Below are 23,553 nucleotides of genomic sequence, written 5' to 3' on the forward strand. Positions count from 1 at the left end.
GGGGGAAACTCGATGACGGATCCGAGCTGGGCAATGAAGGGGGAGCTCGTACTCTCCTGCAATTGCACGGTTTTTTGCCCTTGCGTGCTGTCGCTGGGCAGCCATCCTCCGACCGAAGGCTATTGCCAGACCTGGGCGGGTTTCCGTATCGATGCCGGTCATTTCGGAGAGGTCGACCTGTCAGGCCTTAATCTCGGGCTGATCATGGAAATTCCCGGCTATATGAGCCGCGGCAACTGGACCGCCGGCCTGTTCATCGACGTCAGAGCCTCGATCTATGCAGTCAAGGCGTTGACGAAGATTTTCACCGGCAAGGCGGGCGGGACGACGTCGCTGCTTTCGATCCTCGTCGGCAAATTCCTCGGTGTCGAACAAGTGCCGATTACCTATGAGACACGCGACAAGACGCGTATCTTCCAGATACCGAAGATCATCGATGGGGCGGTCACGCCAATTGTCGGCAAGGACCGCGACAAGGACACGGTGATCAGCAATTCGGAATATTGGATCGCGCCGGAGATCATCGTGGCCAAGTCCGACAAGAGCAAGATGCGAGCCTTTGGTCGCAACTGGAATTTCGGCGGCCGTTCAGCCGAAATCTGCAAGCTGGACTGGCAGGGCCCGTGAGCAAGAACACAACGGCCAGGAAAGCCGCCAAGAAAATCGCCGACCGGATTCCGCGGCCGAAGAAGAAAGTCACCTGGCCGCAGGCGCGCGCTTTTTCGGTGCATCTCCTGACCGCCTCGGGTTCGTTCCTGGCCTTCCTGTCGCTGGTGGCGGCGAGCGAGGAGCGCTGGACGGCCATGTTCTGGTGGCTGGGGCTGGCGCTGTTCGTCGACGGCATAGACGGGCCGATCGCGCGCAAGCTCGAGGTCAAGGAAATCCTGCCAACATGGTCGGGCGAGCTCCTCGACAACATCATCGACTATGTCACCTATGTTCTGATCCCGGCCTTCGCGCTCTATCAGCGCGGCTTCATGGGCGAGGGCCTGTCGTTCCTGTCGGCGGCCATCATCGTGGTGTCCAGCGCGATCTACTATGCAGACACCGGCATGAAGACGAAGGAGAATTTCTTCAAGGGATTCCCCGTTGTCTGGAACATGGTGGTGTTCACGCTCTTCGTCATCGAGCCGGGACAATGGGTCTCGTTCGCGGTGGTCGTGGTGGCGGGCATCCTGACATTCGTTCCGATCAACTTCATCCATCCGGTTAGGGTGGTGCGGCTGCGGCGCATCAATCTCGCAATGACTCTTTTGTGGTGCGCTTTCGGCGCGCTTGCGCTTGCGCAAGCGGCACTCGCCGCCTTCTATGACCAGATCGGCGTGCTGGGTGCGCAGGTCAGCACCTTCATAAAGATTGGCATTACCGTTACCGGGCTCTATCTCGCCTGTATCGGCGGCATCATGCAGTTCTTTCCAAATCTCGGTGCCAAAAAAGCCTGATCGGCCCATTTCTCAAGGAAACCCACCATGCCCAAAGCAGTCCGCATCCACGCCCATGGCGGTCCGGAAGTCCTGACCTATGAGGACACCGATCCCGGCCAACCGGGATCAGGGCAGATCCTGGTCAGGCACACGGCAATCGGGCTCAATTTCATCGACGTCTATCATCGCTCCGGTCTCTATCCGCCGCCCGGCGGGTTTCCGCTTATTCCCGGCAGCGAGGCCGCCGGTTTGGTCCTGACTGTGGGCGAGGGCGTTGACTGGCTGAAGCCCGGCGACCGGATCGCCTATGCCGTCACCACAGGCGCCTATGCGCAGGAGCGCGTCATCGATGCCAGCAAGGTCGTCAAGGTGCCGGACGGCATCAGCGACGAGCAGGCGGCAGCAATGATGCTGAAAGGCATGACCGCCGAATATCTCTTGCGCCGGACCTTCAAGGTCAAGGCAGGCGACACCATCCTGTTCCATGCGGCAGCCGGCGGCGTGGGGCTCATTCTCGGCCAATGGGCGAAGCATCTGGGCGCGACCGTTATCGGCACGGCAAGTTCGAACGACAAGATCGAACTCGCCAAGGCACACGGCTTCGACCATGTCATCAACTACAAGGAGCAGGATTTCGTCGCCGGCGTCGCGGCCATAACCGACGGCAAAAAATGCGACGTCGTCTACGACTCCGTCGGCAACGACACATTCCCGGCCTCGCTCGACTGCCTGAAGCCGCTCGGCATGTTCGTCAGCTTCGGCCAATCGTCGGGACCGATCCCGCCATTCTCGATGTCGCTGCTGGCGCAGAAAGGCTCCTTGTTCGCCACAAGACCGACGTTGTTCGTCTACAATGCAAAACGTGAGGATCTGGACGCCTCGGCGGCGGCTTTGTTCGAGGTCGTGCTCAGCGGCGCCGTCGAGATCAAGATCAACCAGCGTTATGCGCTGAAGGACGCGGGCAAGGCGCACGCGGATCTCGAAGGCCGCCGCACCACGGGCACGACCATACTGGTTCCCTGACGGGAACTGCCCTGGTTTTCAGCTCTCTGCCGCAGGTCTGGGCAAGGTTTGCACGAAAAGCCGGCCCGCCGCGTGGTTGCGCGAAGAAGACTGATCTTTGCCCTTGAGTTTCCGCTGAAATTCTTGAAGCTCTTTCAAGTCGAGTGCTGCTTTCGCATGGGAGCTGGCCGCGCATACGATGCTTGCGGGAACACAGAACATATCCGGGAACCCGGATGGGAGGCACTGTGAGTGCAAATCATAACGGAGCGAATCTGCTTGAGGTTCGCGGCCTTACCAAGATTTTCGGCACGCTGACGGCGTGCGATCATGTCGACCTCGACATCGCCAAGGGTGAGATCCACGCGCTGCTCGGCGAGAACGGCGCCGGCAAGTCGACGCTGGTCAAGATGCTGTTCGGCTCGCTGGAACCCAATTCCGGCGAGATCTTCTGGAATGGCCAGGCCGTCCGAATTACCAGCCCGGGCGTCGCGAAAAAGCTCGGCATCGGCATGGTATTCCAGCACTTCTCGCTGTTCGAGGCACTGACGGCGGCCGAGAACATCGCGCTTTCCCTGGATGACGGTTCGCCGATCAGCAGCATCGCGGCCAAGGCGAGGGCGCTTTCCTACAGCTATGGCCTGCCGCTCGATCCGGAATCGCTGGTCGGCGACCTGTCGGTGGGCGAGCGCCAGCGCATCGAGATCATCCGCTGCCTGCTGCAGACGCCGCAGCTCATCATCCTCGACGAGCCGACTTCGGTGCTGACGCCGCAGGAGGCCGACAAGCTGTTCGAGACGCTCGAACGTCTGCGCTCGGAAGGCAAATCGATCCTGTACATCTCGCACCGGCTGGAGGAGGTCAAACGCATCTGCGACCGCGCCACCGTGCTGCGGCACGGCAAGGTGGTCGGCCACTGCAATCCGCGCGAGGAAACAGCCTCGTCGCTGGCCCGCATGATGGTCGGCAACGAAGTGCAGGCCGTGGTGCGCGCGCCGGTCGCGGGCATCGAAACGGCACAGTCCCTGCTCGAAATCCGCGGCCTCAGCCGCAAGCCGGCGACGCCGTTTTCGATCCCGCTCAAGAATATCAATCTCACCGTCCGCGCCGGCGAGGTGATCGGCATCGCCGGTGTCGCGGGCAACGGCCAGGGCGAGTTCTTCGAATCCGTTTCCGGTGAAGTCCTGCAGCCGGATGCCGCCTCGGTGCGCATTCGCGGCAAGGATGCGGGCAGCCTCAGCATCACCGGGCGCCGGCTGCTGGGTGCAGCCTTCGTGCCGGAGGAGCGCCTCGGCCATGGCGCCGCGCCGCGCATGAAACTCTCGGAAAACCTGCTGTTGTCGCGCCATGCCACCGATGACAAGACCTTTGTGGGCACGGGCGGAATGGTCAAGAGCGGCACCGTCTACGCCGCGGCCCAGCGCATCATCGAGGCGATGGACGTGCGCAAGAGCGCGCCCGATCCGGAGGCGGCAGCCCTGTCCGGCGGCAATCTCCAGAAATTCATCGTCGGCCGCGAACTCGACCGCAGGCCTGACGTCATGGTGGTCAACCAGCCGACATGGGGTGTCGATGCAGGCGCCGCCGCCCATATCCGCCAGGCACTCATCGAACTGTCCCGTAGCGGATCGGCGGTGCTGGTCATCAGCCAGGATCTCGACGAGCTGTTCGAGATATCGGATGCGATCGCGGTGATGCACAATGGCGAACTGTCCAGGCCGCTGGCGATCGCCGAGGCGACCTTCGAAAAAATCGGCCTGCTGATGGGCGGTGCCGAACCAGGCCACGCCGAACACACGCTGGAGACGGCATGATGCGCCTCGAACTCGTCAAACGGCCGCAGCGCTCGGCGCTGTTTTCCATGCTGTCGCCATTCATCGCCTTCGCGCTGACGATCATCGCGGGCGGCATCATGTTCGCGCTGCTCGGGGTCAACCCGTTCAGCGCGTTCAACATCTATTTCATCGAGCCGGTCAGCCAGGTCTGGCAGTTGCACGAGCTGGCGATCAAGGCGGCGCCGCTGATCCTGATCGCGGTCGGCCTGTCGGTCTGCTACAAGGCCAACATCTGGAACATCGGCGCCGAAGGCCAGTTCATCTTCGGCGCCATCTTCGGCTCGGCCGTTCCGGTGCTGTTTCCTGGGTTCGAGGGCCCATTGGTGCTGCCGCTGATGCTTCTGCTGGGCATGGTCGGCGGTGCCGCCTACGCGGCTATCCCCGCATTTCTGAAAACCCGCTTCAGCACCAACGAGATCCTGACCAGCCTGATGCTGGTTTACGTCGCACAGCTCTTCCTCGACTGGCTGGTGCGCGGACCCTGGCGCGACCCGCAGGGCCATGGCTTCCCGCAGACCATCCAATTCGGCAATTCCGCCATCCTGCCGGAACTGATGCCGGATGCCGGCCGCGCCAATTGGGGCTTCGTGTTCGCGCTGGTCGCGGCGGTGCTGGTGTGGCTGATGATGAGCCGCATGCTCAAGGGTTTCGAGGTTCGCGTGCTCGGCTCCAGCCCGAGGGCGGGGCGCTTCGCCGGCTTCGGCCTCAACCGCATGGTCTTCTTCGCCTTCCTGTTGTCGGGCGCCCTGGCCGGGCTTGCCGGGATATCGGAAGTTTCCGGCGCCATCGGGCAACTTCAGCCCGTCATTTCGCCCGGCTACGGCTTCACCGCCATCATCGTGGCGTTCCTTGGCCGGCTCAATCCGCTCGGCATCGTCGCGGCGGGCCTGGTGCTGGCCCTGACCTATCTCGGCGGCGAGGCGGTGCAAAGCGCGCTCGGCATCTCCGACAAGGTGGCGCGCGTGTTCCAGGGCATGCTGCTGTTCTTCGTGCTCGGCTGCGACACGCTCATCCATTACCGCATCCGGTTGATCGGTCTGGCGCTGACCAAATCGGAGAGTGCCGCGAAGCTCGAGGCCGCGCCAAAGTTGAAGGAAGCCCGCTGATGGACATCACCGTCAACATCCTCCTGACCATCGCCACGGCGGCGACGCCGCTGCTCATTGCGGCGATCGGGGAACTGGTGGTCGAACGCTCCGGCGTGCTCAACCTTGGCGTCGAAGGCATGATGATCATGGGCGCCGTCGGCGGTTTCGGCGCAGGCTATCTGACCGGCTCGCCCTGGATCGGGCTCTTGGCGGCCATCGCCATGGGCGCGCTGTTCTCGCTGCTGTTTGCCGTCATGACGCTGTCGCTGGCCACCAACCAGGTGGCGACCGGCCTGTCGCTGACACTGCTCGGCCTCGGCCTCTCCGGCATGATGGGAACCAGTTTCGTCGGCCAGCCCGGCGTCAGGTTGCCCAATCTCGATATTCCCGGGCTCAGCTCCATCCCGGTGGTGGGCAGACTGCTGTTCGGCCAGGATCCGTTGTTCTACATCTCGATCGCGCTGACGGCGGCGGTGATGTGGTTCCTGTTCAGGACGCGCACCGGGCTGACGCTGCGCTCGATCGGCGACAGCCACGCCTCGGCGCATGCGCTCGGCATCAAGGTCATCCGCTACCGTTATCTCTCGGTAATCTTCGGCGGCGCCTGCGCCGGTCTTGCCGGCGGCCATCTGTCGCTGGTCTACACGCCGCAGTGGGTCGAGAACATGAGCGCGGGCCGCGGCTGGATCGCGCTTGCGTTGGTGGTGTTCGCGTCCTGGCGGCCGTGGCGGGTGCTGGCGGGCGCCTATATCTTCGGCGCGGTGTGGATCGGCCAGCTTCATGCACAGGCTTTTGGCATTCCGGTGCCTTCGCAACTGCTTTCTTCGTTGCCCTATCTGGCGACGGTCGTGGTTCTCGTTCTAATCTCGCGCAACAAGCGTCTGACGATGATGAACACACCGGCTTCCTTGGGGCAGCCATTCGTTCCGGATCGTTGACAACAATAACAAGACGGGAAGCTCCAAGGCTTAACTCAGAGAGGTAACACGATGAAAAAACTGCTTATTGCCCTGATGACGACGACAGCGGCATTTTCGCTGGTCGCGTCCGCGGAGGCCGCCGACAAGCTGAAGGCATGCTGGGTCTATACCGGCCCTATCGGCGACTTCGGCTATTCCTACCAGCACGACCAGGGCCGCCTCGAAGTCGAAAAGGCGCTCGGCGACAAGGTCGAGACCGCCTATCTTGAAAACGTCTCCGAAGGCCCCGATGCCGACCGTGCTTTCGAGCGGCTGGCGCGCGAAGGCTGCAAGATCATCTTCGGCACGTCCTTCGGCTTCATGGACGCCGAAGTGAAGGTCGCCAAGAAGTTCCCCAAGGTGATGTTCGAGCACGCCACCGGCTACAAGACGGCGGACAATCTCGGCATCTACAATGCGCGCTTCTATGAAGGCCGCTATGTGCTCGGTCAGATCGCGGCCAAGGAATCGAAGTCCGGCGTCGCCGGCTACATCGTCTCCTTCCCGATCCCGGAAGTGGTGATGGGCATCAACTCCTTCATGCTCGGCGCGCAGTCGATCAATCCGAATTTCAAGGCCAAGATCGTCTGGGTGAATTCCTGGTTCGATCCGGGCAAGGAAGCCGACGCGGCCAAGGCCCTGTTCGACCAGGGAGCCGATATCATCGTCCAGCACACGGATTCGACCGCGGCCCTGCAGGTGGCCGAGGAGCGCAAGCTGCACGGCTTCGGCCAGTCCTCCGACATGATCAAGTTCGCGCCGAACGCGCAGTTGACCTCGCTGACCGACGAATGGGGACCTTATTACACCAGCCGGGTTCAGGCAGCGATCGACGGCACCTGGAAGCCCGACAATGTCTGGCTCGGCATCAAGGACGGCGCGGTGAAGCTCGCGCCTTACACCAATATGCCCGACGACGTGAAGGCAATGGCCGAGGCGACCGAAAAGAAAATTGCCGGCGGCTGGAATCCCTTCACCGGACCGATCGCCAAGCAGGACGGCTCGCCATGGCTGAAGGACGGCGAGGTCGCCGATGACGGCACGCTGCTCGGCATGAATTTCTACGTCAAGGGCGTCGACGACAAGCTGCCGCAATAAGCTCTACGTACGTTCGTCAGGGAAGGGCGCCGCGCGGCGCCCTTTCTCATTCGGCGGCTTGCGCGGCCACCGAGACATGGCGAAACCGCACCAGGCCGGCGTCCACCACGAGACTGAGCCGGATCCTGAGCCAACGCTGCACCGGCCGCTCGAAATAGCGCCAGATCGCCCACGACACCAAAACCATGAGCGCCACGCAGGTCCACGCTGCAACCCATTTGCCGGCCAGCGGCGTCAAGGCGTTGATGAAGAGATAGCCGGCATTCTGGTGAAGAAGGTAAAGCGGGTAAGTCAGCCCGCCGAGAGCCAGCGTGAGCGGCGACGGTCTGATCCGGTCGCGCAGCAGGACAGCGCCGATCAGCGCCGCGTGCATCGCTAGGTTGGCGGCCACGAGATGGGCGGACGAGACCGCAATGCCATAATGCCCGATCATCCACTGTTGCGTCACCGATAGCGTATAGCTGGAGAGCACGAAGGCCGCCGCCAGCAACAGCAAGGCCGGCACTGAGCGACCATGCGCGTGGAGATGATGGACCAGCATGCCGGCGGCGAAGAACGGCCCGAACTCGGTGAGAAACAGAAGCCGCGCCGCGCCGCTGCCGAGCAAGAGTTCATTGACCGCCGAGATCGCCAGCCAGCCGAGGATCAGCCCCAATTTCCATCGCTGGAAAACGCCGGCAATCAGGGCCAGCGTCACCCAGCCGTAGAAAACCACTTCAAGCACGACCGACCAGTAGACGCCGTCCATGAAAGGTTGGCCGACGGCCGGCGCGAACATTGTGAGATTGGCGAGATACTGGCTGAAGGAGGCTGGGAGCAGCGGCGTGCCGGAAAAGGCGATAACCGCGAAGCTTATCGTCATGCAGAGCAGAAAGCCCGGATATAGACGCGCGAAACGCGCGACGGCGAATTCTTCCCAGCCGCCGCCTTCCGCCGACCATGCGATGACGAAACCGCTGATCAGAAAGAAAAGATTGACGCCGAGATAGCCGTACAGAGCGAGTGGAGCGGCATGAGGATAGCCCGTCGTGAGAAAGCCGTCGGCAGCCGCGCCGCGGAAGAAATAGTGAAACAGCACAACGGCCAGCGCCGCCGCCAGCCTCAACAGGTCCAGCGTCGCGATATAATCCTGGCGGACAGGTCTGGGGTCCATCCTGAGTTCCTGCGTTTACGGTCCGGAAACCATAAGGCAGGCGGCGGCCAAACAGGGTAAATGGCCGGAACTATCGCGAAATGTGGTAAATCGTGGTCCTCAGACGGCCGAACCGTAGAGATCATAGGCGTCGGCGCGATCGACCTTGACGGTGATAATGTCGCCGGCGCGCAGCGGGCGGCGCGACTGGATATGGACGGAGCCATCGATCTCAGGCGCATCGTATTTGGTGCGGCCCTTGGCCGATGTGCCATGCGCTTCGTCGATCAGCACCGGCAGGCGCTTGCCGACCTTCTTGGCCAATTGCGTCGCCGAGATCTTCTGCTGGCGCTGCATGAAGCGGTGCCAGCGCGCCTCCTTGATTTCCTGCGGCACCTGCTCAAGGCCGAGTTCGTTGGAGCGCGCGCCCCGTACAGGTTCATATTTGAAGCAGCCGGCGCGATCGATCTTCGCTTCGTCCAGCCAGTCGAGCAGCATCTCGAAATCCTCGTCGGTCTCGCCGGGAAAGCCGACGATGAAGGTCGAGCGGATGGCGAGGTCGGGACACACATCGCGCCAGCCGCGAATGCGCTCGAGCGTCTTTTCGCCATGTGCCGGTCGGCGCATGTTCTTCAACACCTGCGGCGACGCATGCTGGAAGGGGATGTCGAGGTAGGGAAGGATTTTTCCCTCGGCCATCAGCGGGATGACGTCGGCCACGTGCGGGTAGGGGTAGACATAGTGCATGCGCACCCAGATGCCGAGCTTGCCCAGTTCCTCGGATAGATCGAGGAATTTCGCCCGCACTTCACGATCACCGAACATGCTGGCCTGGTATTTGATGTCGATGCCGTAGGCGCTGGTGTCCTGCGAGATGACGAGGAGTTCCTTGACGCCGGCCTTGGCCAGTTTCTCGGCTTCACGCAGCACATCGGCCGCCGGCCGCGAGACAAGGTCGCCGCGCAGCGCCGGGATGATGCAGAAGGTGCAGCGATTGTTGCAGCCTTCCGAAATCTTGAGATAGGCATAGTGGCGCGGCGTGAGCTTGACGCCTTGAGGCGGCAGCAGATCGATATAGGGATCATGGCTCGGCGGCGCAGCCTCGTGCACGGCCGCCATGACGCTCTCATAGGCCTGCGGACCGGTGATGGCGAGAACGTTGGGATGCTTCTCGCGAATGACATCGGGCTCGGCGCCCAGGCAGCCGGTGACGATGACCCTGCCGTTCTCCGAAAGCGCCGAACCAATGGCGTTGAGCGATTCATCACGGGCGGAATCGAGGAAGCCGCAGGTGTTGACCACGACGAGATCGGCACCGTCATGCTTGCGCGCGATCTCATAGCCCTCGGCGCGCAGGCGCGTGATGATGCGTTCGGAATCCACCAGGGCTTTGGGGCATCCGAGACTGACGAAGCTGACGCGCGGGGCGGACATGGGCAAGGTTCCAATGGACATGAACCGGAAACGCTGATCCGGCTCGAAGTCTCGACATATAACGGTTTGCACGGCTCTGGCGGGAGCTCAATTCGGGCGGCGCAATAGCACGGCTCGCCCGAACAGGCAAACAGGCAAGCTCTGCGACATCGGCGATCTCGTTGTGCAGATCGAAGCGAAGAAGCCGAAAGCCGTTGGTTCGCGGCTCTTAAAGCGAATTGCCGGGTAATGGCAGCCAGTCAACGCGACTTTCAGCGCTATGATTAGGACTCACTAATATGCTATAGGCAGAATGGTGAGGGGCTAGTCCCATGAAACAGTTGCTAGGACATATTGCATTGGCGTGGCTTGTGCTGCCCGGCGATGCGGACGCACACGGTTGGTATACGGGCAAGACCGATCCCGTTCTTCACTATGACTGCTGCGGAAACAAGGATTGCCGCCCCATCGATTCCAACGATGTCAGGATGACCAAAGACGGCTATTTTGTCAGGCTGCACCCTACCTACTTGAATGAGCCACAAGAAGCAGAGTGGTTTATCCCGAGAGAACGTGTCCAGGCTGCGCCCGATGATCGATACCACATCTGCGAGCGTCTAATGACGTTTTATCGAACGATCATTCCCCATATGAAGTTTGATCCTTACCAGCGATATAGGTGGACGTGCTTCTTCGCGCCGATGGGCACCGGTTCAATTCCAATTAGAATGAACCACTATGCTGCAATTTCAAACTGACCAACATCGGCGGGCGCAAGGGCTCCAGCTCAGTGGCCGCTCGACCCGAACCACGGCGCCAGGAAAGCGAATTGGTCGGGAAACTGCTGCACGGCGCCGTCGAGAAGCATCTTCACGGCGACGTAAAGGATGATCAGCAGGCCGATATAGGCGATCCAGCGGTATTTGTGCAGCAGGCGCGCGACGAAGGACGCGGCGAAGCCCATCAGCGCAATCGACAGAGCGAGGCCGATGATCAGCACCGTCGGATGGTTCATGGCCGCACCCGCGACGGCCAGGACATTGTCGAGCGACATCGAGACGTCGGCAATGACGATCTGCCACGCGGCCTGCGAGAAGGTCTTGCGCGGCGACTTGCCGGCGATGGTCCCATCCTTGTCGAAATCGCCATTCGACAGCGCTTCGGTCGCGTCGCGCTCCTGCTCGTGGCTGACACCCAGCTCCCGCCACATCTTCCAGCATACCCAAAGCAGCAGCAGGCCGCCGGCGATGAGGAGCATGGGGCCAATTGTCAGCAGCCATTGCGTGATCAGGGCGAAGAAAATGCGAAGGACGGTGGCCGCGATGATGCCGACCAGAATGGCCCGTTTGCGCTGACTGGCCGGCAAGCCGGCCGCCGCAAGGCCGATGACGATGGCGTTGTCCCCAGCCAGCGCAAGATCGATCGCGATTACCTGAAAAAGGGCCGATAAGCCTGCGGCAGTAAATATTTCCATCGACCTGGAAGCCCTTGCCTGTTCGCCGAGTGTTCGTTGTCGATCGCCCAGCCCGCCCTAAAGGCATGGTTCCTTGCCGTCAAGACATCGCTTCGGGCAACGCCGCAAAACCGCTTTCGTTGCAGCGGCGCCATTGAGGGGATTCGACAATCACGGCAAGCGAGTCGAAACGGCAATGAAAAACCTAATCGTAGAGATTGTATTTTGCCCAGTCGGTCTCCGGAATTTCGTCGCCGATGCGGTAGCGGAGCTGTAAGACCTCCATATGGTCCGGCGCCGTCTCGCACTTGAATTTCAGCCGGTACCATTGCCCCTTGCTGCGGAAGGCGGCTCCCGGGCTCTTGATGGCGTCGTCGCTCATGACCGGCGTGGCAAAGGCGTAAGCGACCACCCGATCCGCCTTGTACTTGCGGTCGTCATGGGTGATCCGGTCGAGAACTTCAGCGTCGCAGCGCTGTTCGAGGCGGGTTTGCGGGTCGAGTTTCAGGAGGCCTGCGCGCAAGGCGCTGTCCATGGCGTTGGCCGGAAAAGCCAGGGTCAAGAACGCCATGACCGTCGTGCAGAGTGTCTTCATGGGCGGGACAAGCAGCATATTTTGTCTGAAAAATCAACCAAAGGGCCCGGCGTTGTCCCGCGCTCAGCCACTCGGCGCGTTCAAAATCCCGTGTCGGGATTCATCGTGCGACGGGTGCGGCCAACGCATCAGCGAGGCACGGCCGGCGTCGGTCAGATCGTAGACGCCGCGGTCGACGCGCGCGAACCAGCCATAGACATTGTGCAGCAGGATTTTCGGCGCAAGCGGCGTCAGCGCCTTGAGATCGCGCGGGCGCTTGGGCCCGTCGGCCAATGCCGCGGCGCAGGCGAGGGCGCTTTGGCGGTATGCTGTCATGATGGGATTGCGCGATCCCCCGCCCGCGACCGGATCGCCGCGGCGCCGGCGATGTTCGTCGACCAGCCGCGAGCGGCGCCGTGGGTTCTTGCGCGGCGTGACGGTGACCGGGCTCAGAAGCACCTCGACCCGGTCGCTCGCCGTTACGCCGAGCAGGCCGAAGCCAAGCCGGCGGCAAAGATTGCGGAACCGGGCGTCGCTCTCGCGTCCCTTGCCCCTGGCCGACATGCGCGCGGCCAGCCACACCTCGTCGCAGGCGGTCGCGCGGTCGACGCCTTGCAGCACCAGTTCGAGATTGAACGCCAGCTTCAACTCGCAAATGACGACGACGGGCGGCTCCCCCTCACGCAGCGCGACAATGTCGCAGCCGCCGATCTCGCCCTTCACGGCAAAATCCAGGCTTTCGAGAAACCGCTTCACCGGCGCGTAGAGTGAGGTTTCGTTCATAGGCCCCAAGGCTTAGCCGATTCGGCACGAAAAGCCTCGGGAGCAGGCCTACATGCCTTTCCGGGGTCCGCCGAACCATCGTGATGCGGCTTGAGCGGCTTCCTCCGGGTTGGGGTCATCCCCAGCGGCCCAGGCCACGAAGCCATCGGGGCGCACGAGCACGGCGCTCAGGCCCAGTTGATCCTTGGCCTTACCGGCGACGTAGGTGATCCGGTCGCCCCAGCGGCCTGCAAGCGCTTCAAGCGATGGGCGAGCGTCAAAGTCAAGGAACAGGCCCTTGCCCGGGCTGAGGAGCCCGCCGATTTTTCTTCCTTGGATCAGCTCGAAATCGGGAACACTGCGCCCGACCAGCCGGTGGCCGCTGCCAGGATCGTAGCGAAGAGAAATACCCCATACCCGTTCGGCGAAGTATGTCGCGCCGTCGCGCGTGTCGATCAGGTCACGGATGATGGTTTCGAGCGCGCGCGTTGCCGGGCTTGGCCGCATGAGCGCGACCTGGGCGCGCGACCAGTCGAGGATTTGCGCCCCGACCGGATGGCGTTCGCTGACATAGCTGTCGAGCAGACCGTCCGGCGCGTCGCCGCGGATGGTGGCGGCCAGCTTCCAGCCAAGGTTCATCGCGTCGCCGAGCCCGAGGTTGAGACCCTGGCCGCCCAAGGGAGAATGGATATGCGCGGCGTCGCCGGCAAGCAGCACTCGTCCCTTGCGGTAGGTCGTTGCCTGGTGGGCGCGATCCGTCCAGGTGGCGGCGAGTTTGAGGGCCGTCAGCGTGAGGTCCGCGCCGGATACTCGGCGCAAAACCGCCTGCACGTGGTCGCAGGTGATTGGCTGGGTTCGGTGGAAAGCCCCACCATCGAACTCGACCATCGCGACAGTACCGGGTCTTTGATAAGTGTACATGCCGGTCGGCGTGTAGTGGCGGCCGGGCGTGAGCCTGTCCGGGTCGGCCATTTCGATCTGAACGGAATAGCCTGTGAATTCCGGATCGGTACCGACGAACGCGAAGTCGCCGGCCTTGCGCACCGTGCTGCGCCCGCCGTCACAGCCGACGAGCCAAAATCCCCGAAAAATCTCACCGCCGGCGCGAACGGTCACGCCTTGATGCGTCTGATCGAAATCCTCGACACCGAAGCCGCGCCTGATCTCGACTCCCATTGCGATTGCGCGCGCGGCCAAGACTGATTCGAGATGCGCCATTTCGACCGCGATTGCGGCGGTGGCCGAACCTGGCAGGCGGTAGGGCCATTTCGCGGCGTCGATGGCATCGTGGAAGAACTGGATACCTGCGAAATGGCCGCCCGGACGGCGCGGTTGATTCAGCCAGTGCGCGCCAGTCGCAGCGCCACCGTTGCCCGTCCCATCCCTCGCACTTTGTGGAGCGACGATGTCGTCCCGCAGACCGCGACGGTAGAGGGCTTCGATGGTGGGCACCGAGAGGCCGCGCAGCCCGAACGGAAGCTGCTTCAACGGGGAGTGCGGGTCTTCGGCTTGCTCCAGCACCAGCACCGAGAGGCCGGCGAGGCGCAACTCACAGGCGAGGAACAGACCGACAGGGCCTGCACCAGCGATTACTACATCATGGGAATCGAGATGGCGGTTGTGCATGAACTGCTCCTTTGTCGATGTTCGACCGGAGCGTTCCTCGGATTTGAGAACCACACGGACGAACGATTGGACGCGAGAGAAGCGTCCGATGTTCGTCGTGGGGATCTCCTGCAGGAGGCCAAAGACCAGAGCTTTCGTTACCGAAAGGACTTGGGCTTACCAAACCAAGTCTGCCTTTTCCGACAGCGGCTCTATAGCGTTGCGGTGAGCTATCCGCAACAGACGGGGTTGCGGCCGACGCCGAACGGAATCATGGCCGCTCAGGCTAGATCCGATGAAACGCCCGATGTTGTCCGATTCGCTCGTCTCATGGCAATTTCGCCGTCGGTCGGCTTGAATGGAATGGCATTCCGGGCACCATTCCCGTGGCACAACCCTAAGGGCTTCCTGACGGCGGATGGCTTTCATCTTTGAGACGCCGGCAGAGCCGCCTGCTTTTGAACCTGGCACATCGGATACGGCAAGCTCCCACACAGGTACCGGGCGGCGTGGCTGTCGGTGCGCCTACTGGTGGCACGCCATCAGCCGGACTGATAAACGTGTCAGCCGGCTGAGAAGCAACACTGCCTATACAAATCCGTAAGAGCGATTGCCGTCATGTGGCGCGTTGCGTCATTGCAAACAGCAATACAGGTTGTCTGTGCAATCTTCCCCGCGCTATAGAGCCACATCTTTTCAGGGGCGAGACGGCAGACATTGCTCAAGCACATCACCATCATCTTACCTTTCCCGTATCGGGGGGGCTCGCTACGGGTCACCAAAACCATAGCGCGTATGATCCGAGCGGGCAGCCAGCGTGCCGGTGAGCCGTGCAAAGTGAGGATTGGTGTTCTCGCCGGGGTGTACGACCTGGCGGCCAATTTCACCGATGCCCTAGAGGACGGCGTCGATATTGTGGAGTTCGAGTGGTCCGATGTCTCACCAGAGGCAATCCACATCGCTAATGCTAACCAGGGCCGAACGGTGGATTTGCCGTTTGATATCTACCAGATGCCCATCGACGGCATTAAGAACTTCGCGGATTCCGATCTTTGGCTCGTTGTTTCTGATCGCACCAATAAACCACTTGCCCCGATTCGTCCCTATGTCGTCTTTGCCACGGACTACATCCAGCGCTATGTGCCTGAGATTTTCGAAGGCAATGCGAGCGGAAGCTACGACCTACCGTTCTTGCAGACAGTTAGGCAGGCAAGCGCGGTAATTACAACGACGCCGCAAACAGCTGAAGATGTGATTTCTTATGTCGGGGTTCCGCGGACCAGGGTCCATCTCGCGCCGATGGATTTCGATCCCACGCCCCTTTCCGGAAAAGCTCCATCAAAGAAAAAGGGAGAGGGCTACTTCGTGTGGCCCACCAACACTACCAAGCACAAGAATCATTTACGGGCGTTCGATGCGCTCATGGAATATTACGACCTGCTTGGGGGCAAACTGCGCTTGAAGGTCATGGGGCCATTCTCCGATTATATGAACCCGGACAATGAGGACGCTCCGGACTGGTTCCGGAATATCCCCTATATTCAGGAAATTCAGAAAAAGATCCGCTCGTCTTCATCGATCAGACGGAATGTCGAATTCGTTGGGGAGCTTTCCGACGCCGCATACGCCGCGACTGTGACCGGCGCGGCGTTTCTTTGGCATCCGACCATATACGACAACGGGACTTTCGCAGTCGCAGAAGCCGCATGGCTGGGGACACCCTCTCTCTCAAGCGGCTATCCACAAATGCGATACATCGGTGAGCGGTTCGCAATTCCGATAGAGTTTTTCAATGCCCGCTCAGCGCCGAAAATGGCCGCGTCTCTAAAGGCGATGGAACGCGCGGCCGGGCCTCTGCGTGCCAAGCTACCCAGTCGAGAGGCGCTGTCGAAGCACACCTGGCAGCACTACGCGTCGGACTATTGGCGTATGCTCAAGGGGATCTCGGCATGAAGAAAATGGGGATCTTTCTCGGATACACACCGAGGCAACTCGTGCCGCATGAGGGCATTACCAGGCTGCTCGGGTTCATCATCCGGGGCGCTGTGAATTCAGGGGAAATAGCAGTCACCGTTGCGGGGCCGGGATGGCTGAAGACAGACATCATCAACCTTCTCGATGACGCAGGAGTGCCGCCCGGGTCTGTCGATATAGTCACGACAAAAGGCGAGCCGTATCTGATAAAATTGTGGAGGATCAAAACCTGGTTTTCCCCAGGGGCGATCAAGCGGCCGGCCAAATTAAAACGAAAGCGGGTGTTCAATCTTTTGGTTGATGGGGTCAGCCTCGTTGTGCGCTGGCTCTCGAATTCTTCCATATTCGTATTTCTGCTCGGCGTCGTTTTGCTGGCTTTTCTCATTGTGATCATGGCGTTGCCAGTGCTGCTTTCCGCAGTCATCGTGGCTGGCCTCTACGCGGCAAAACGATTGCTGCGGAGGGTGAGGAGCGGTCGGTTTTACAGGGCCAAGAACTGGTTGCTGATCAGGTGGGGTTACCTGCTCAATGCTGTCGGCCCGCTCGACACCGTTCGGGCAGCGGAACTAAACAGGCTGGTCAGGCTGCTCAACCGCCGCCGCGACATCGACGTCTGGTATGTGCCTTCGATGTTCTGGCCGGAGACGTCAAAGCTTCAGGGCAAGGTCGTCATGGCCGCACCGGACATCGTTTTCTATGAGCACCCGGCACAGTTCATCAGCCCCTCCGATCTGAGAGCGCACCATCGAATCTCGCAGAGTATCGCTGGCGCGGATCGCCTTATCACCTATAGCGATCACGTAAAGGCGACTCATATCGTCAATCGGCATGGTGTTGATCCCGATCATGTATCGGTCATTCGCCACGGTTTCGTAGATATGGCTTCGATCGAGCGCGGAGACAAAACAAGGCGAGGCGCCTTGGACATCCTGCACCAATATATGAAGAAGAAAGAAGACAGCCTACCCAGCTATTTGAATGGCTTCAAATTCGATGATGTGAAATTTCTTTTCTATTCGTCTCAAGTCCGGCCGCACAAGAACATTGAAGGCTTGATCTCAGTCTTTGAAAGGGTTCTCCGGGAGCACTATAGGCCGGTGAAGCTCGTGCTCACGGGCAGAGTTGGCCAGGTCCAGAGGATCCGCGACATGATCGATAATCGCGGCTTGCAACGGGATGTCATTTCCTTGCCCGCCGTCCCCAACCATGTGCTGGCCGCGCTGTACAGATTGTCGGCCCTTTCCGTAACACCAACCCAATTCGAGGGTGGCTTTCCGTTTACTTTCTCCGAGGCTTATTCGGTGGGAACACCATCCGTGATGAGCCGTATCCCAGTTGTGACGGAGCTTTTGAAGGACCGGAAGCTGCTCGATATCATGACTTTCGACCCGCAGGACCGGGAGGACATGCTGCGCAAAGTCCTTTGGGGTCTAGACAACAGGGAAACGCTTTTCCAGGCGCAGCGCCCGTTATTTGAAGTCCTGTCAGCCCGAACCTGGTCGAAGGTGGCCGACGAGTATTTGGACCTGATGCGGTCTGTCGAGGCAAAATGAAGAGCGACGGCAAGGGTCCGAAAGCGACAAGGTCGGGGCTGCGCTCAACGCGTACCATGAGCAGATGGTCAGTATGCAAGCGGAATTAATGGCTATTCAGCTGGTAATGGCCGGCCAGTTGAGGAAGCTGAAAACGGGAGAAGATGGGAAACAGGCACTTTCCGCTGCATTCAACTTTGCCGCCGATGTCGCCGTTGCCCCAAAAACCCGTCACCCAAAAATGTACTTGCTTTAAAGATGCTGGATCACTGGCGAAAGATGTTCCAAGCTTAGGCCATTCTCTGTGATTTCACAAAAAACGTCCTTTTCCCATGGCCTGTGAACATTTTGACAGGATGCGGTCGCAACTTTGCATTCGGTCCCGTTTGGCATGTGGAAGCAATGTCGGGGGCAACGAGGCTATTATGGACAGGAGCACATCGCGGGTCGACTTCGCAAACACGTTGCGAGGCATTGCGGCCCTCTGTGTCCTGATCGCGCATTATACCTACAATTTCTGGACGTTGCGCGATGCTGTCGCAAGCCTGGCCCACGCGCCCGTGCTGCCGGAGCACTTTGCATTTCCGACGTACCTGCGCTGGCTTCATACGACAGTGCCTCAGTTCAATTGGGGTGCGTTCGGCGTCGCGCTCTTCTTTCTGGTGAGTGGCTTCGTCATCCCTTTTTCGCTTCGCAATATGACCTGGCAGGGATTTCTCGTCGGGCGCCTTTTTCGAATCATCCCGCTGTACATGACCGGGTTTTCGATCACCATTCTGTCGATCTGGCTGGTCGGGCGATATTTCGGTGTTCAATGGCCGTTCAGCATCAGCGAAGTCTCCATTCTTTATCTGCCGGGGCTTCGTGAGTTCTTCGGGATGCCGAGCATCGACGGGGTCGTCTGGACGCTAGAGATCGAGATTAAGTTCTATCTGGTCTGTGCTCTTGGCATTGCGCTGTTTCGGCGCGGCTCGATCTGGGTTTTCGCGATCCCCGCGGCGCTAGCCTTGGGTGAGTTTTACATGATCAGGAACGGTTACGGCCAGATCGCGGTCCTGCCGATTCCATTCCTGATCTTCATGTTCATCGGAGTTGTTTTTCACTATCTGCACGTTGGCGCGCTCACCGCCGAACGGTCATTGTTTCTCAGTGCAAGCTTGTTTTTCGGGTTTTCGATTCTGCTCGGACAGGCGATGCCCGGCCTTGCTTCGATGGCGTGGACCTATGGTTTCGCTGTGCTGGTTTTCGCCTTTGCCGCCAGCTTCTCGCAACTTTTCCAACGGACCCGTGTCGGCGACTTCTTCGCCGACATCAGCTATCCGCTCTATGTGATTCATGGCGTCGCCGGTTATGCCGGCCTGCGCGTCTTGATCGATCTTGGCGTAAAGGCGTGGCTGAGCCTGATCATCATCACAGCCGGCGCAACCGGACTGGCGTGGGTGCTCCATGTAGTCGTTGAGACGCCCGGCCATAATCTCGGCAAGCGCCTGGCGGCCCGTTTGCGCCTGCCGATCGTTTCCCGGTTGCCAGACATCGAGCCGGTTCCCGCCAACTCTCTCCCCGCCGCTGCTTAGCTCGGCTGCGGAAGGCATTCAAGCTCCAGCGCCTCAGTACCCTATCAGGTGGCGCAGCTCGACGATCGGTAGGTAAAACCGTCCAGACCAAGCAGACCAAGATTGCGGCGACGGTACACATGGATGGTGCCTACTCCTGTCATGTTTTCAGAGCCGACCGCTCCAGGCTTTCAGTTAAGTTTCCATCGCCTTATCCTTGTATACGTGCCGTCGAAATAGGACGTCAGCTGCGCTAAATTAGTAAGTTGACATCAATAGTAGCAAATGTAAAAGTATTCCAGTTTTCCCGGGGGCATGATTTTCATGAGCGAGCGCAGTTCCGCGCTGGATGGCCTTCGTGGCGTGGCTGCGGTTGCTGTGGTTTTCTACCACGCCATTCTCGATCAAAGCGCCTCGACGATTGCCGTCCTTGACCCTCCCGCTCAAAGTCTGGGCTCTTTCAGAGACATAGCAACCAAGGTCGCGCTCACCGTCTCAAACGGGCAAAGCGCCGTGCTCCTGTTCTTCGTGCTGAGCGGCTTTGTCCTCAAGCTCTCACTTGCCCGGACGGCCGGGCCGGCGTGGTCGATCTGCTGCAAGTTCATCGTTCGACGGCTGTGCCGCCTGTATCCCGCGGTGATCTTCTGCATGGCGTTTTGCTTTGTATTGGGGGTGTCGCTGACCAATGTTCCGTGGTTTGCGGGCAGTCCTCACTTGGCAGCGGCGGCAGACCTCAGTTCCGTGTTGGTCAACGCCACCTTGGGACGTATCACGGTACGGGGAGCCACATGGACCTTGCAGGCGGAAGTGCTGGCAATTCCTTTTGTGTTGCTGGCGTTCTTTATTGGCGCAAGGTGGGGCATTATAGGTACAGCCGTTTGTTTGGCTATTTCGATCACAGCGATCGAAGCTCCATTTTTAACGCTGAGCCTACCCAATATGTCGGCGGTGCTGTTCGCGTTCATGGCGGGTGTGCTGTTGGCCGACACCAAGGCGTCGGCGCTCAACGAGCAAGCAATCTGGATCGCTGTGGCCTTCTTTCTGCTCGCCCGGTTGGTCGTTCCCCTGCATTCGACAACGGCCACCATAAGCCAAGTGATGCTAGCCTGCTGCTTGGTTTATTCGGCCTACCATGCGAAAGCCGGGCTGTTTTACGACGTCCTCAACACCCGAACCTCGCGGTTCCTTGGTCGCGTAAGCTTCAGCCTTTATCTCCTGAATGTCCCGGTGATGTGGGTTGTTGGCGCGCTCATCAAGGACATTGGTCTCAGTGAAACCCATCCCCTGGAGATGGGAATCATTCTTGGTCTTGCAACAACCTTGCTCACGCTGCCGCTCGCAAGCTTTTCGGAAACATGGTTCGAACAGGGCGGCATCAAGCTGGGGCGGTTGCTGACCGCATCGCGCGCGTCAGTGGCGCCCGCAGCAGTACCGGCAGCATAACAACCGATCCCGCCGTACAATCCGCTCCGCAAGGCCAGATCTCTTCCTGATGCTTGGACGGCGAGCGCTGCGCTACAGCCTAGAGCAGCCCCGGGCCCGGCCATAAACGAGAGAAGCGACCATGATCATCAATGACCACGCCAGCCGATCGCGACCTTCTGACCCGGCGACAGGTGCCCGCGAGAAATCGCACGGCCGCTGGCCCTGGAACTACCCTGTCCACGTTCGATGGCGACATCAGTGCCAGATAGATAAAGGGGGTTCTTGCCAGGATGCCGAGGTGCCTCGCTTTGGGAACATAGCGGACCTGTCCTTGTCCTGTCCCGTTCATTTCAAATCTTTTCGAATACAACATTGTTGTACTCACCATCCTTGACTCTGTCTGTGATGCGAAAACCTGTTCTCTCAGCTAATATGTCTGGTGATCGGCCGAGGAGAAATATCGTATGAAAACGTGTTATGGGATAAAGATATTCGTAGCAGGGAGACGAGTGTGCCATTTTGCCGCCTGGTGCGAGTACGCGCTGAAACTCGCGGAACTGAACGATTGGCTCCTTAAAATGTTCAATCACGTTATTAGAAAAAATACCTGCAAGATCGCTCCCTAAATCTGATCGATCAATTTTCACAAAAGGCGCTTCAGATGGCGCGTTGGGTTCAAAACTCCAAACGTCATACCCGTCGGCACGCAATACTTGAGTTGTGTCGTTCCAGACTCCTGCACCCCAATTTACGTAGGTAGCTCCCCGGACGGGTCGAAGCGACTGGAAAGTTCTCTTTTCGTTTTCTCCAGTGTTCCCTTCACGATAACGAGAATAGAGCAATCGATAGTCGAGATCGGTCATGGCCTCGTCGAGATCGAGAAACTTTTGACCGCCAAAGACACAATCGCAGTTTGGGCAGCGGTATCGCTCAAGCCGCCCCCCGTTGAAAATGCATTCTGATCTGAGAATCTCGAAGCCGTCTCTAAAGTCGTCATGGTCGCAGACTAAACACTTTAACTGGCGCGACGGTAGTGCCAGGTCGTCAATCTTGTCGAGCGTGTGCCAGAATCCACGTATATGATGAGTTTCGACAAGTTCTACCTGTTCCTCAAGCTTCCGAACTCTTTCCTGCAAACCTTTGGCCACCGATTCGGGCGCGGTGTTAATTCCGTGGCTTGGAGTTGCCGGATCTGTCCGGACTCGTTCCGAGGAGCTGTCATTGGTTGCGTGCAAAGACGTCCCAATCACATCTGGTTTGCGGTTGGTTCGCTTTAGATGCCGAAGGTTTCGCAACACCTCCAAGGCCCTCCAGCCCCTGGAATTCGTCATCGTCTCTACAAGTTCTACGAGTTCTTTCTCGCGCTCCTTAAGCCACTTCGCTTCATTGTTGAGTCGATCAATCTCGATCTGTTTGTCGGCGATTTCAGCACTTAGCTGTTCGACCTGATGTTGAGTTCCGCTATTTCCCGCCAATCGACGAAACGCCATGAGCGGTATCATGTCCGTTCGCACGAAATATGCGTTAGCAAAAGAGTGAATGTCATATTGGTAACCGAGTTCGCCCATGACTATTCGAAGCTGATCAAACCCCACGTGACCAAACTCGATGCACATGACGTGGGGCAACACAGGGCTATTTCTCATTCCGGACAACACTGATAATTCATGACCCTCGACGTCGAGAACCATCAGGTCGACGTCCGTAATTTTTTGGGTCGAAATAAGTTCCTGCCAGCTTATGGCTCTGATCTTGATCTCCTCAAACGTACAACCGCCGGCTATCAGCGCTTCCTTGAAGACCGGGTCATGATCGACGGATCCAATCGTTGTATCTCGCCCGTAGACTGGATGAATGACGCTTTGGAAATTCAACACGCCTGTCTTGTCGGACATGCCGACGTTGATGTTTTTACTGTTGGGACGATTAACGACCAATTTATCGTATATCCACGGAACCGGTTCAAGGTTGTATCCCTGCCATCCCATCGTTTCTTCAAAGAAACGACAGGAACATTCGGTCTGCCCGTCAAAAGCCCCGCATTCAATAAATACGCCCTTAATGTCGGGGTCGGGGAAATAGCGCTCGAAAATGAAACGATCGACAGGAACCTCGAATTGTCCGTAGAATTTCATTCTTAGTCTCACTTCCGAAGAATCTGAAGGATATTGCGGGCAGTTGATTCCTAATTGCACGCGGGCTCATTAGGCGACGCGATTAATGCCGAATTCACCACGATTGGCATCACCCTGAACAACGCTTCGTAACGGGTCCGGAGATCCCCTTGCAAGTGCGATTACTCCGGTCAAGTGCGTCGCGGCTCGGCATCCATTGCAGGGGCATTATGACGAGCGGCACACGGCCTCACATTTAATGACCGGCGCCAAACAGGAGGCGGGTTGGGGCGGGTACCTGATGAGCGCCGGCCGTGCAGCCTTGGGTTGCCTTCCATCCGTTTCGCTGTTCACATCAACCATCCGAAGCAATGCTAACAAGTTGGGTATTTTCGGTGGTAGCCGCCTCATTATTCGCAGGAGTTAGGCGCCAAGAGGAAAACAAAAACGACGCTATTTCGATTCGATAGCAAAAAATGGCGGAGGGAGTGGGATTCGAACCCACGGTGAACTTGCGCCCACGCCGGTTTTCAAGACCGGTGCCTTAAACCGCTCGGCCATCCCTCCAGCGACATCTCTTCGCCCAGCGTCACTCGATCAGATATTCGAG

The 23,553-nt window shown here is 59.4% G+C and carries 20 protein-coding genes and 1 tRNA gene; 13 read left to right on the top strand and 8 right to left on the bottom strand.

Annotation, left to right across the window (positions count from 1 at the left end):
* Positions 1-12: 12 nt before the first annotated feature.
* From LB545_RS19990 to LB545_RS20020, 7 genes are all read left to right on the top strand, one after another.
* Positions 13-627 carry a DUF1326 domain-containing protein gene (locus LB545_RS19990; RefSeq protein WP_140498606.1) on the top strand — a complete coding sequence of 205 codons (615 nt, stop codon included), beginning with the start codon at positions 13-15 and terminating at the stop codon, positions 625-627.
* On the top strand, positions 624-1,442 hold the full coding sequence (pcsA, locus tag LB545_RS19995; RefSeq protein WP_140498605.1) for a phosphatidylcholine synthase: 819 nt from the start codon (positions 624-626) through the stop codon (positions 1,440-1,442). Before LB545_RS19990 ends, pcsA begins: the two co-directional genes overlap by 4 nt.
* A 27-nt stretch (positions 1,443-1,469) precedes the next feature.
* On the top strand, positions 1,470-2,447 hold the full coding sequence (locus tag LB545_RS20000) for a quinone oxidoreductase family protein (RefSeq protein ID WP_224705697.1): 978 nt from the start codon (positions 1,470-1,472) through the stop codon (positions 2,445-2,447).
* Between the two features lie 215 nt (positions 2,448-2,662).
* Positions 2,663-4,240, top strand: coding sequence for an ABC transporter ATP-binding protein (locus LB545_RS20005; RefSeq protein WP_224705698.1), 1,578 nt, complete (start codon positions 2,663-2,665; stop codon positions 4,238-4,240).
* The gene (locus LB545_RS20010; protein ID WP_224705699.1) at positions 4,237-5,367 is read left to right on the top strand and encodes an ABC transporter permease; all 1,131 of its coding nucleotides are present in this window, start codon (positions 4,237-4,239) and stop codon (positions 5,365-5,367) included. Before LB545_RS20005 ends, LB545_RS20010 begins: the two co-directional genes overlap by 4 nt.
* Positions 5,367-6,287, top strand: a complete 921-nt coding sequence (locus tag LB545_RS20015) for an ABC transporter permease (RefSeq protein ID WP_140561203.1) — start codon at positions 5,367-5,369, stop codon at positions 6,285-6,287. Before LB545_RS20010 ends, LB545_RS20015 begins: the two co-directional genes overlap by 1 nt.
* 51 nt (positions 6,288-6,338) lie before the next feature.
* Positions 6,339-7,406: a BMP family ABC transporter substrate-binding protein gene (locus LB545_RS20020; protein ID WP_140686426.1), complete on the top strand. Its 1,068-nt coding sequence runs from the start codon at positions 6,339-6,341 to the stop codon at positions 7,404-7,406.
* A gap of 46 nt (positions 7,407-7,452) precedes the next feature.
* Here LB545_RS20020 and LB545_RS20025 read toward each other — a convergent pair whose 3' ends face one another.
* Positions 7,453-8,559, bottom strand: coding sequence for an acyltransferase family protein (locus LB545_RS20025; RefSeq protein ID WP_140818720.1), 1,107 nt, complete (start codon positions 8,557-8,559; stop codon positions 7,453-7,455).
* 99 nt (positions 8,560-8,658) lie between these two features.
* Entirely contained in the window at positions 8,659-9,972 is a 1,314-nt protein-coding gene (rimO, locus tag LB545_RS20030) for a 30S ribosomal protein S12 methylthiotransferase RimO (protein WP_224705701.1), read from the bottom strand.
* Positions 9,973-10,283: 311 nt separating this feature from the next.
* On the opposite strand from rimO, the gene LB545_RS20035 reads away from it, so the two are divergent.
* The gene (locus tag LB545_RS20035) at positions 10,284-10,709 is read left to right on the top strand and encodes a hypothetical protein (protein ID WP_140498597.1); all 426 of its coding nucleotides are present in this window, start codon (positions 10,284-10,286) and stop codon (positions 10,707-10,709) included.
* A 29-nt stretch (positions 10,710-10,738) separates the two neighbouring features.
* Here LB545_RS20035 and LB545_RS20040 read toward each other — a convergent pair whose 3' ends face one another.
* The 4 genes from LB545_RS20040 to LB545_RS20055 form a co-directional block, all read right to left on the bottom strand.
* Positions 10,739-11,425: a TerC family protein gene (locus tag LB545_RS20040; RefSeq protein WP_140498596.1), complete on the bottom strand. Its 687-nt coding sequence runs from the start codon at positions 11,423-11,425 to the stop codon at positions 10,739-10,741.
* A 184-nt stretch (positions 11,426-11,609) separates the two neighbouring features.
* Positions 11,610-12,017: a DUF930 domain-containing protein gene (locus LB545_RS20045; RefSeq protein ID WP_140498595.1), complete on the bottom strand. Its 408-nt coding sequence runs from the start codon at positions 12,015-12,017 to the stop codon at positions 11,610-11,612.
* A gap of 45 nt (positions 12,018-12,062) precedes the next feature.
* Positions 12,063-12,761 (bottom strand): DUF2161 domain-containing phosphodiesterase, encoded by a 699-nt coding sequence (locus tag LB545_RS20050; protein ID WP_224705703.1) that lies wholly within the window; start codon positions 12,759-12,761, stop codon positions 12,063-12,065.
* Between the two features lie 48 nt (positions 12,762-12,809).
* Positions 12,810-14,366 (bottom strand): FAD-dependent monooxygenase, encoded by a 1,557-nt coding sequence (locus LB545_RS20055; protein ID WP_224705705.1) that lies wholly within the window; start codon positions 14,364-14,366, stop codon positions 12,810-12,812.
* A gap of 696 nt (positions 14,367-15,062) precedes the next feature.
* On the opposite strand from LB545_RS20055, the gene LB545_RS20060 reads away from it, so the two are divergent.
* From LB545_RS20060 to LB545_RS20080, 5 genes are all read left to right on the top strand, one after another.
* Positions 15,063-16,298, top strand: coding sequence for a glycosyltransferase family 4 protein (locus tag LB545_RS20060; RefSeq protein ID WP_140498592.1), 1,236 nt, complete (start codon positions 15,063-15,065; stop codon positions 16,296-16,298).
* Positions 16,295-17,872 carry a glycosyltransferase gene (locus LB545_RS20065; RefSeq protein WP_140498591.1) on the top strand — a complete coding sequence of 526 codons (1,578 nt, stop codon included), beginning with the start codon at positions 16,295-16,297 and terminating at the stop codon, positions 17,870-17,872. Before LB545_RS20060 ends, LB545_RS20065 begins: the two co-directional genes overlap by 4 nt.
* 88 nt (positions 17,873-17,960) lie before the next feature.
* The gene (locus tag LB545_RS20070; protein WP_181170927.1) at positions 17,961-18,107 is read left to right on the top strand and encodes a hypothetical protein; all 147 of its coding nucleotides are present in this window, start codon (positions 17,961-17,963) and stop codon (positions 18,105-18,107) included.
* Between the two features lie 169 nt (positions 18,108-18,276).
* Positions 18,277-19,425: an acyltransferase family protein gene (locus LB545_RS20075; protein ID WP_140498590.1), complete on the top strand. Its 1,149-nt coding sequence runs from the start codon at positions 18,277-18,279 to the stop codon at positions 19,423-19,425.
* 303 nt (positions 19,426-19,728) lie between these two features.
* Entirely contained in the window at positions 19,729-20,847 is a 1,119-nt protein-coding gene (locus tag LB545_RS20080; protein WP_224705707.1) for an acyltransferase family protein, read from the top strand.
* 332 nt (positions 20,848-21,179) lie between these two features.
* On the opposite strand, the gene LB545_RS20085 is transcribed toward LB545_RS20080, so the two are convergent.
* Both LB545_RS20085 and LB545_RS20090 read right to left on the bottom strand, forming a co-directional pair.
* Positions 21,180-22,964: an FkbM family methyltransferase gene (locus LB545_RS20085; RefSeq protein WP_140557223.1), complete on the bottom strand. Its 1,785-nt coding sequence runs from the start codon at positions 22,962-22,964 to the stop codon at positions 21,180-21,182.
* A 456-nt stretch (positions 22,965-23,420) separates the two neighbouring features.
* A tRNA-Ser gene (locus LB545_RS20090) sits at positions 23,421-23,510 on the bottom strand.
* Positions 23,511-23,553: the final 43 nt, after the last annotated feature.

This window comes from Mesorhizobium sp. BR1-1-6 (assembly GCF_020165355.1).
In the GTDB taxonomy this organism is placed as follows: Bacteria; Pseudomonadota; Alphaproteobacteria; order Rhizobiales; family Rhizobiaceae; genus Mesorhizobium.

What these genes read in the sequence shown, in the direction of transcription:
- LB545_RS19990 (WP_140498606.1), top strand. Translation starts at nt 13, where the DNA reads ATGACGGATCCGAGCTGGGCAATGAAGGGGGAGCTCGTACTCTCCTGC.
- LB545_RS20000 (WP_224705697.1), top strand. Translation starts at nt 1,470, where the DNA reads ATGCCCAAAGCAGTCCGCATCCACGCCCATGGCGGTCCGGAAGTCCTG.
- LB545_RS20005 (WP_224705698.1), top strand. Translation starts at nt 2,663, where the DNA reads ATGGGAGGCACTGTGAGTGCAAATCATAACGGAGCGAATCTGCTTGAG.
- LB545_RS20010 (WP_224705699.1), top strand. Translation starts at nt 4,237, where the DNA reads ATGATGCGCCTCGAACTCGTCAAACGGCCGCAGCGCTCGGCGCTGTTT.
- LB545_RS20015 (WP_140561203.1), top strand. Translation starts at nt 5,367, where the DNA reads ATGGACATCACCGTCAACATCCTCCTGACCATCGCCACGGCGGCGACG.
- LB545_RS20020 (WP_140686426.1), top strand. Translation starts at nt 6,339, where the DNA reads ATGAAAAAACTGCTTATTGCCCTGATGACGACGACAGCGGCATTTTCG.
- LB545_RS20025 (WP_140818720.1), bottom strand. Translation starts at nt 8,559, where the DNA reads ATGGACCCCAGACCTGTCCGCCAGGATTATATCGCGACGCTGGACCTG.
- rimO (WP_224705701.1), bottom strand. Translation starts at nt 9,972, where the DNA reads ATGTCCGCCCCGCGCGTCAGCTTCGTCAGTCTCGGATGCCCCAAAGCC.
- LB545_RS20035 (WP_140498597.1), top strand. Translation starts at nt 10,284, where the DNA reads ATGAAACAGTTGCTAGGACATATTGCATTGGCGTGGCTTGTGCTGCCC.
- LB545_RS20040 (WP_140498596.1), bottom strand. Translation starts at nt 11,425, where the DNA reads ATGGAAATATTTACTGCCGCAGGCTTATCGGCCCTTTTTCAGGTAATC.
- LB545_RS20045 (WP_140498595.1), bottom strand. Translation starts at nt 12,017, where the DNA reads ATGCTGCTTGTCCCGCCCATGAAGACACTCTGCACGACGGTCATGGCG.
- LB545_RS20050 (WP_224705703.1), bottom strand. Translation starts at nt 12,761, where the DNA reads ATGAACGAAACCTCACTCTACGCGCCGGTGAAGCGGTTTCTCGAAAGC.
- LB545_RS20055 (WP_224705705.1), bottom strand. Translation starts at nt 14,366, where the DNA reads ATGCACAACCGCCATCTCGATTCCCATGATGTAGTAATCGCTGGTGCA.
- LB545_RS20065 (WP_140498591.1), top strand. Translation starts at nt 16,295, where the DNA reads ATGAAGAAAATGGGGATCTTTCTCGGATACACACCGAGGCAACTCGTG.
- LB545_RS20070 (WP_181170927.1), top strand. Translation starts at nt 17,961, where the DNA reads ATGGCTATTCAGCTGGTAATGGCCGGCCAGTTGAGGAAGCTGAAAACG.
- LB545_RS20075 (WP_140498590.1), top strand. Translation starts at nt 18,277, where the DNA reads ATGGACAGGAGCACATCGCGGGTCGACTTCGCAAACACGTTGCGAGGC.
- LB545_RS20080 (WP_224705707.1), top strand. Translation starts at nt 19,729, where the DNA reads ATGAGCGAGCGCAGTTCCGCGCTGGATGGCCTTCGTGGCGTGGCTGCG.
- LB545_RS20085 (WP_140557223.1), bottom strand. Translation starts at nt 22,964, where the DNA reads ATGAAATTCTACGGACAATTCGAGGTTCCTGTCGATCGTTTCATTTTC.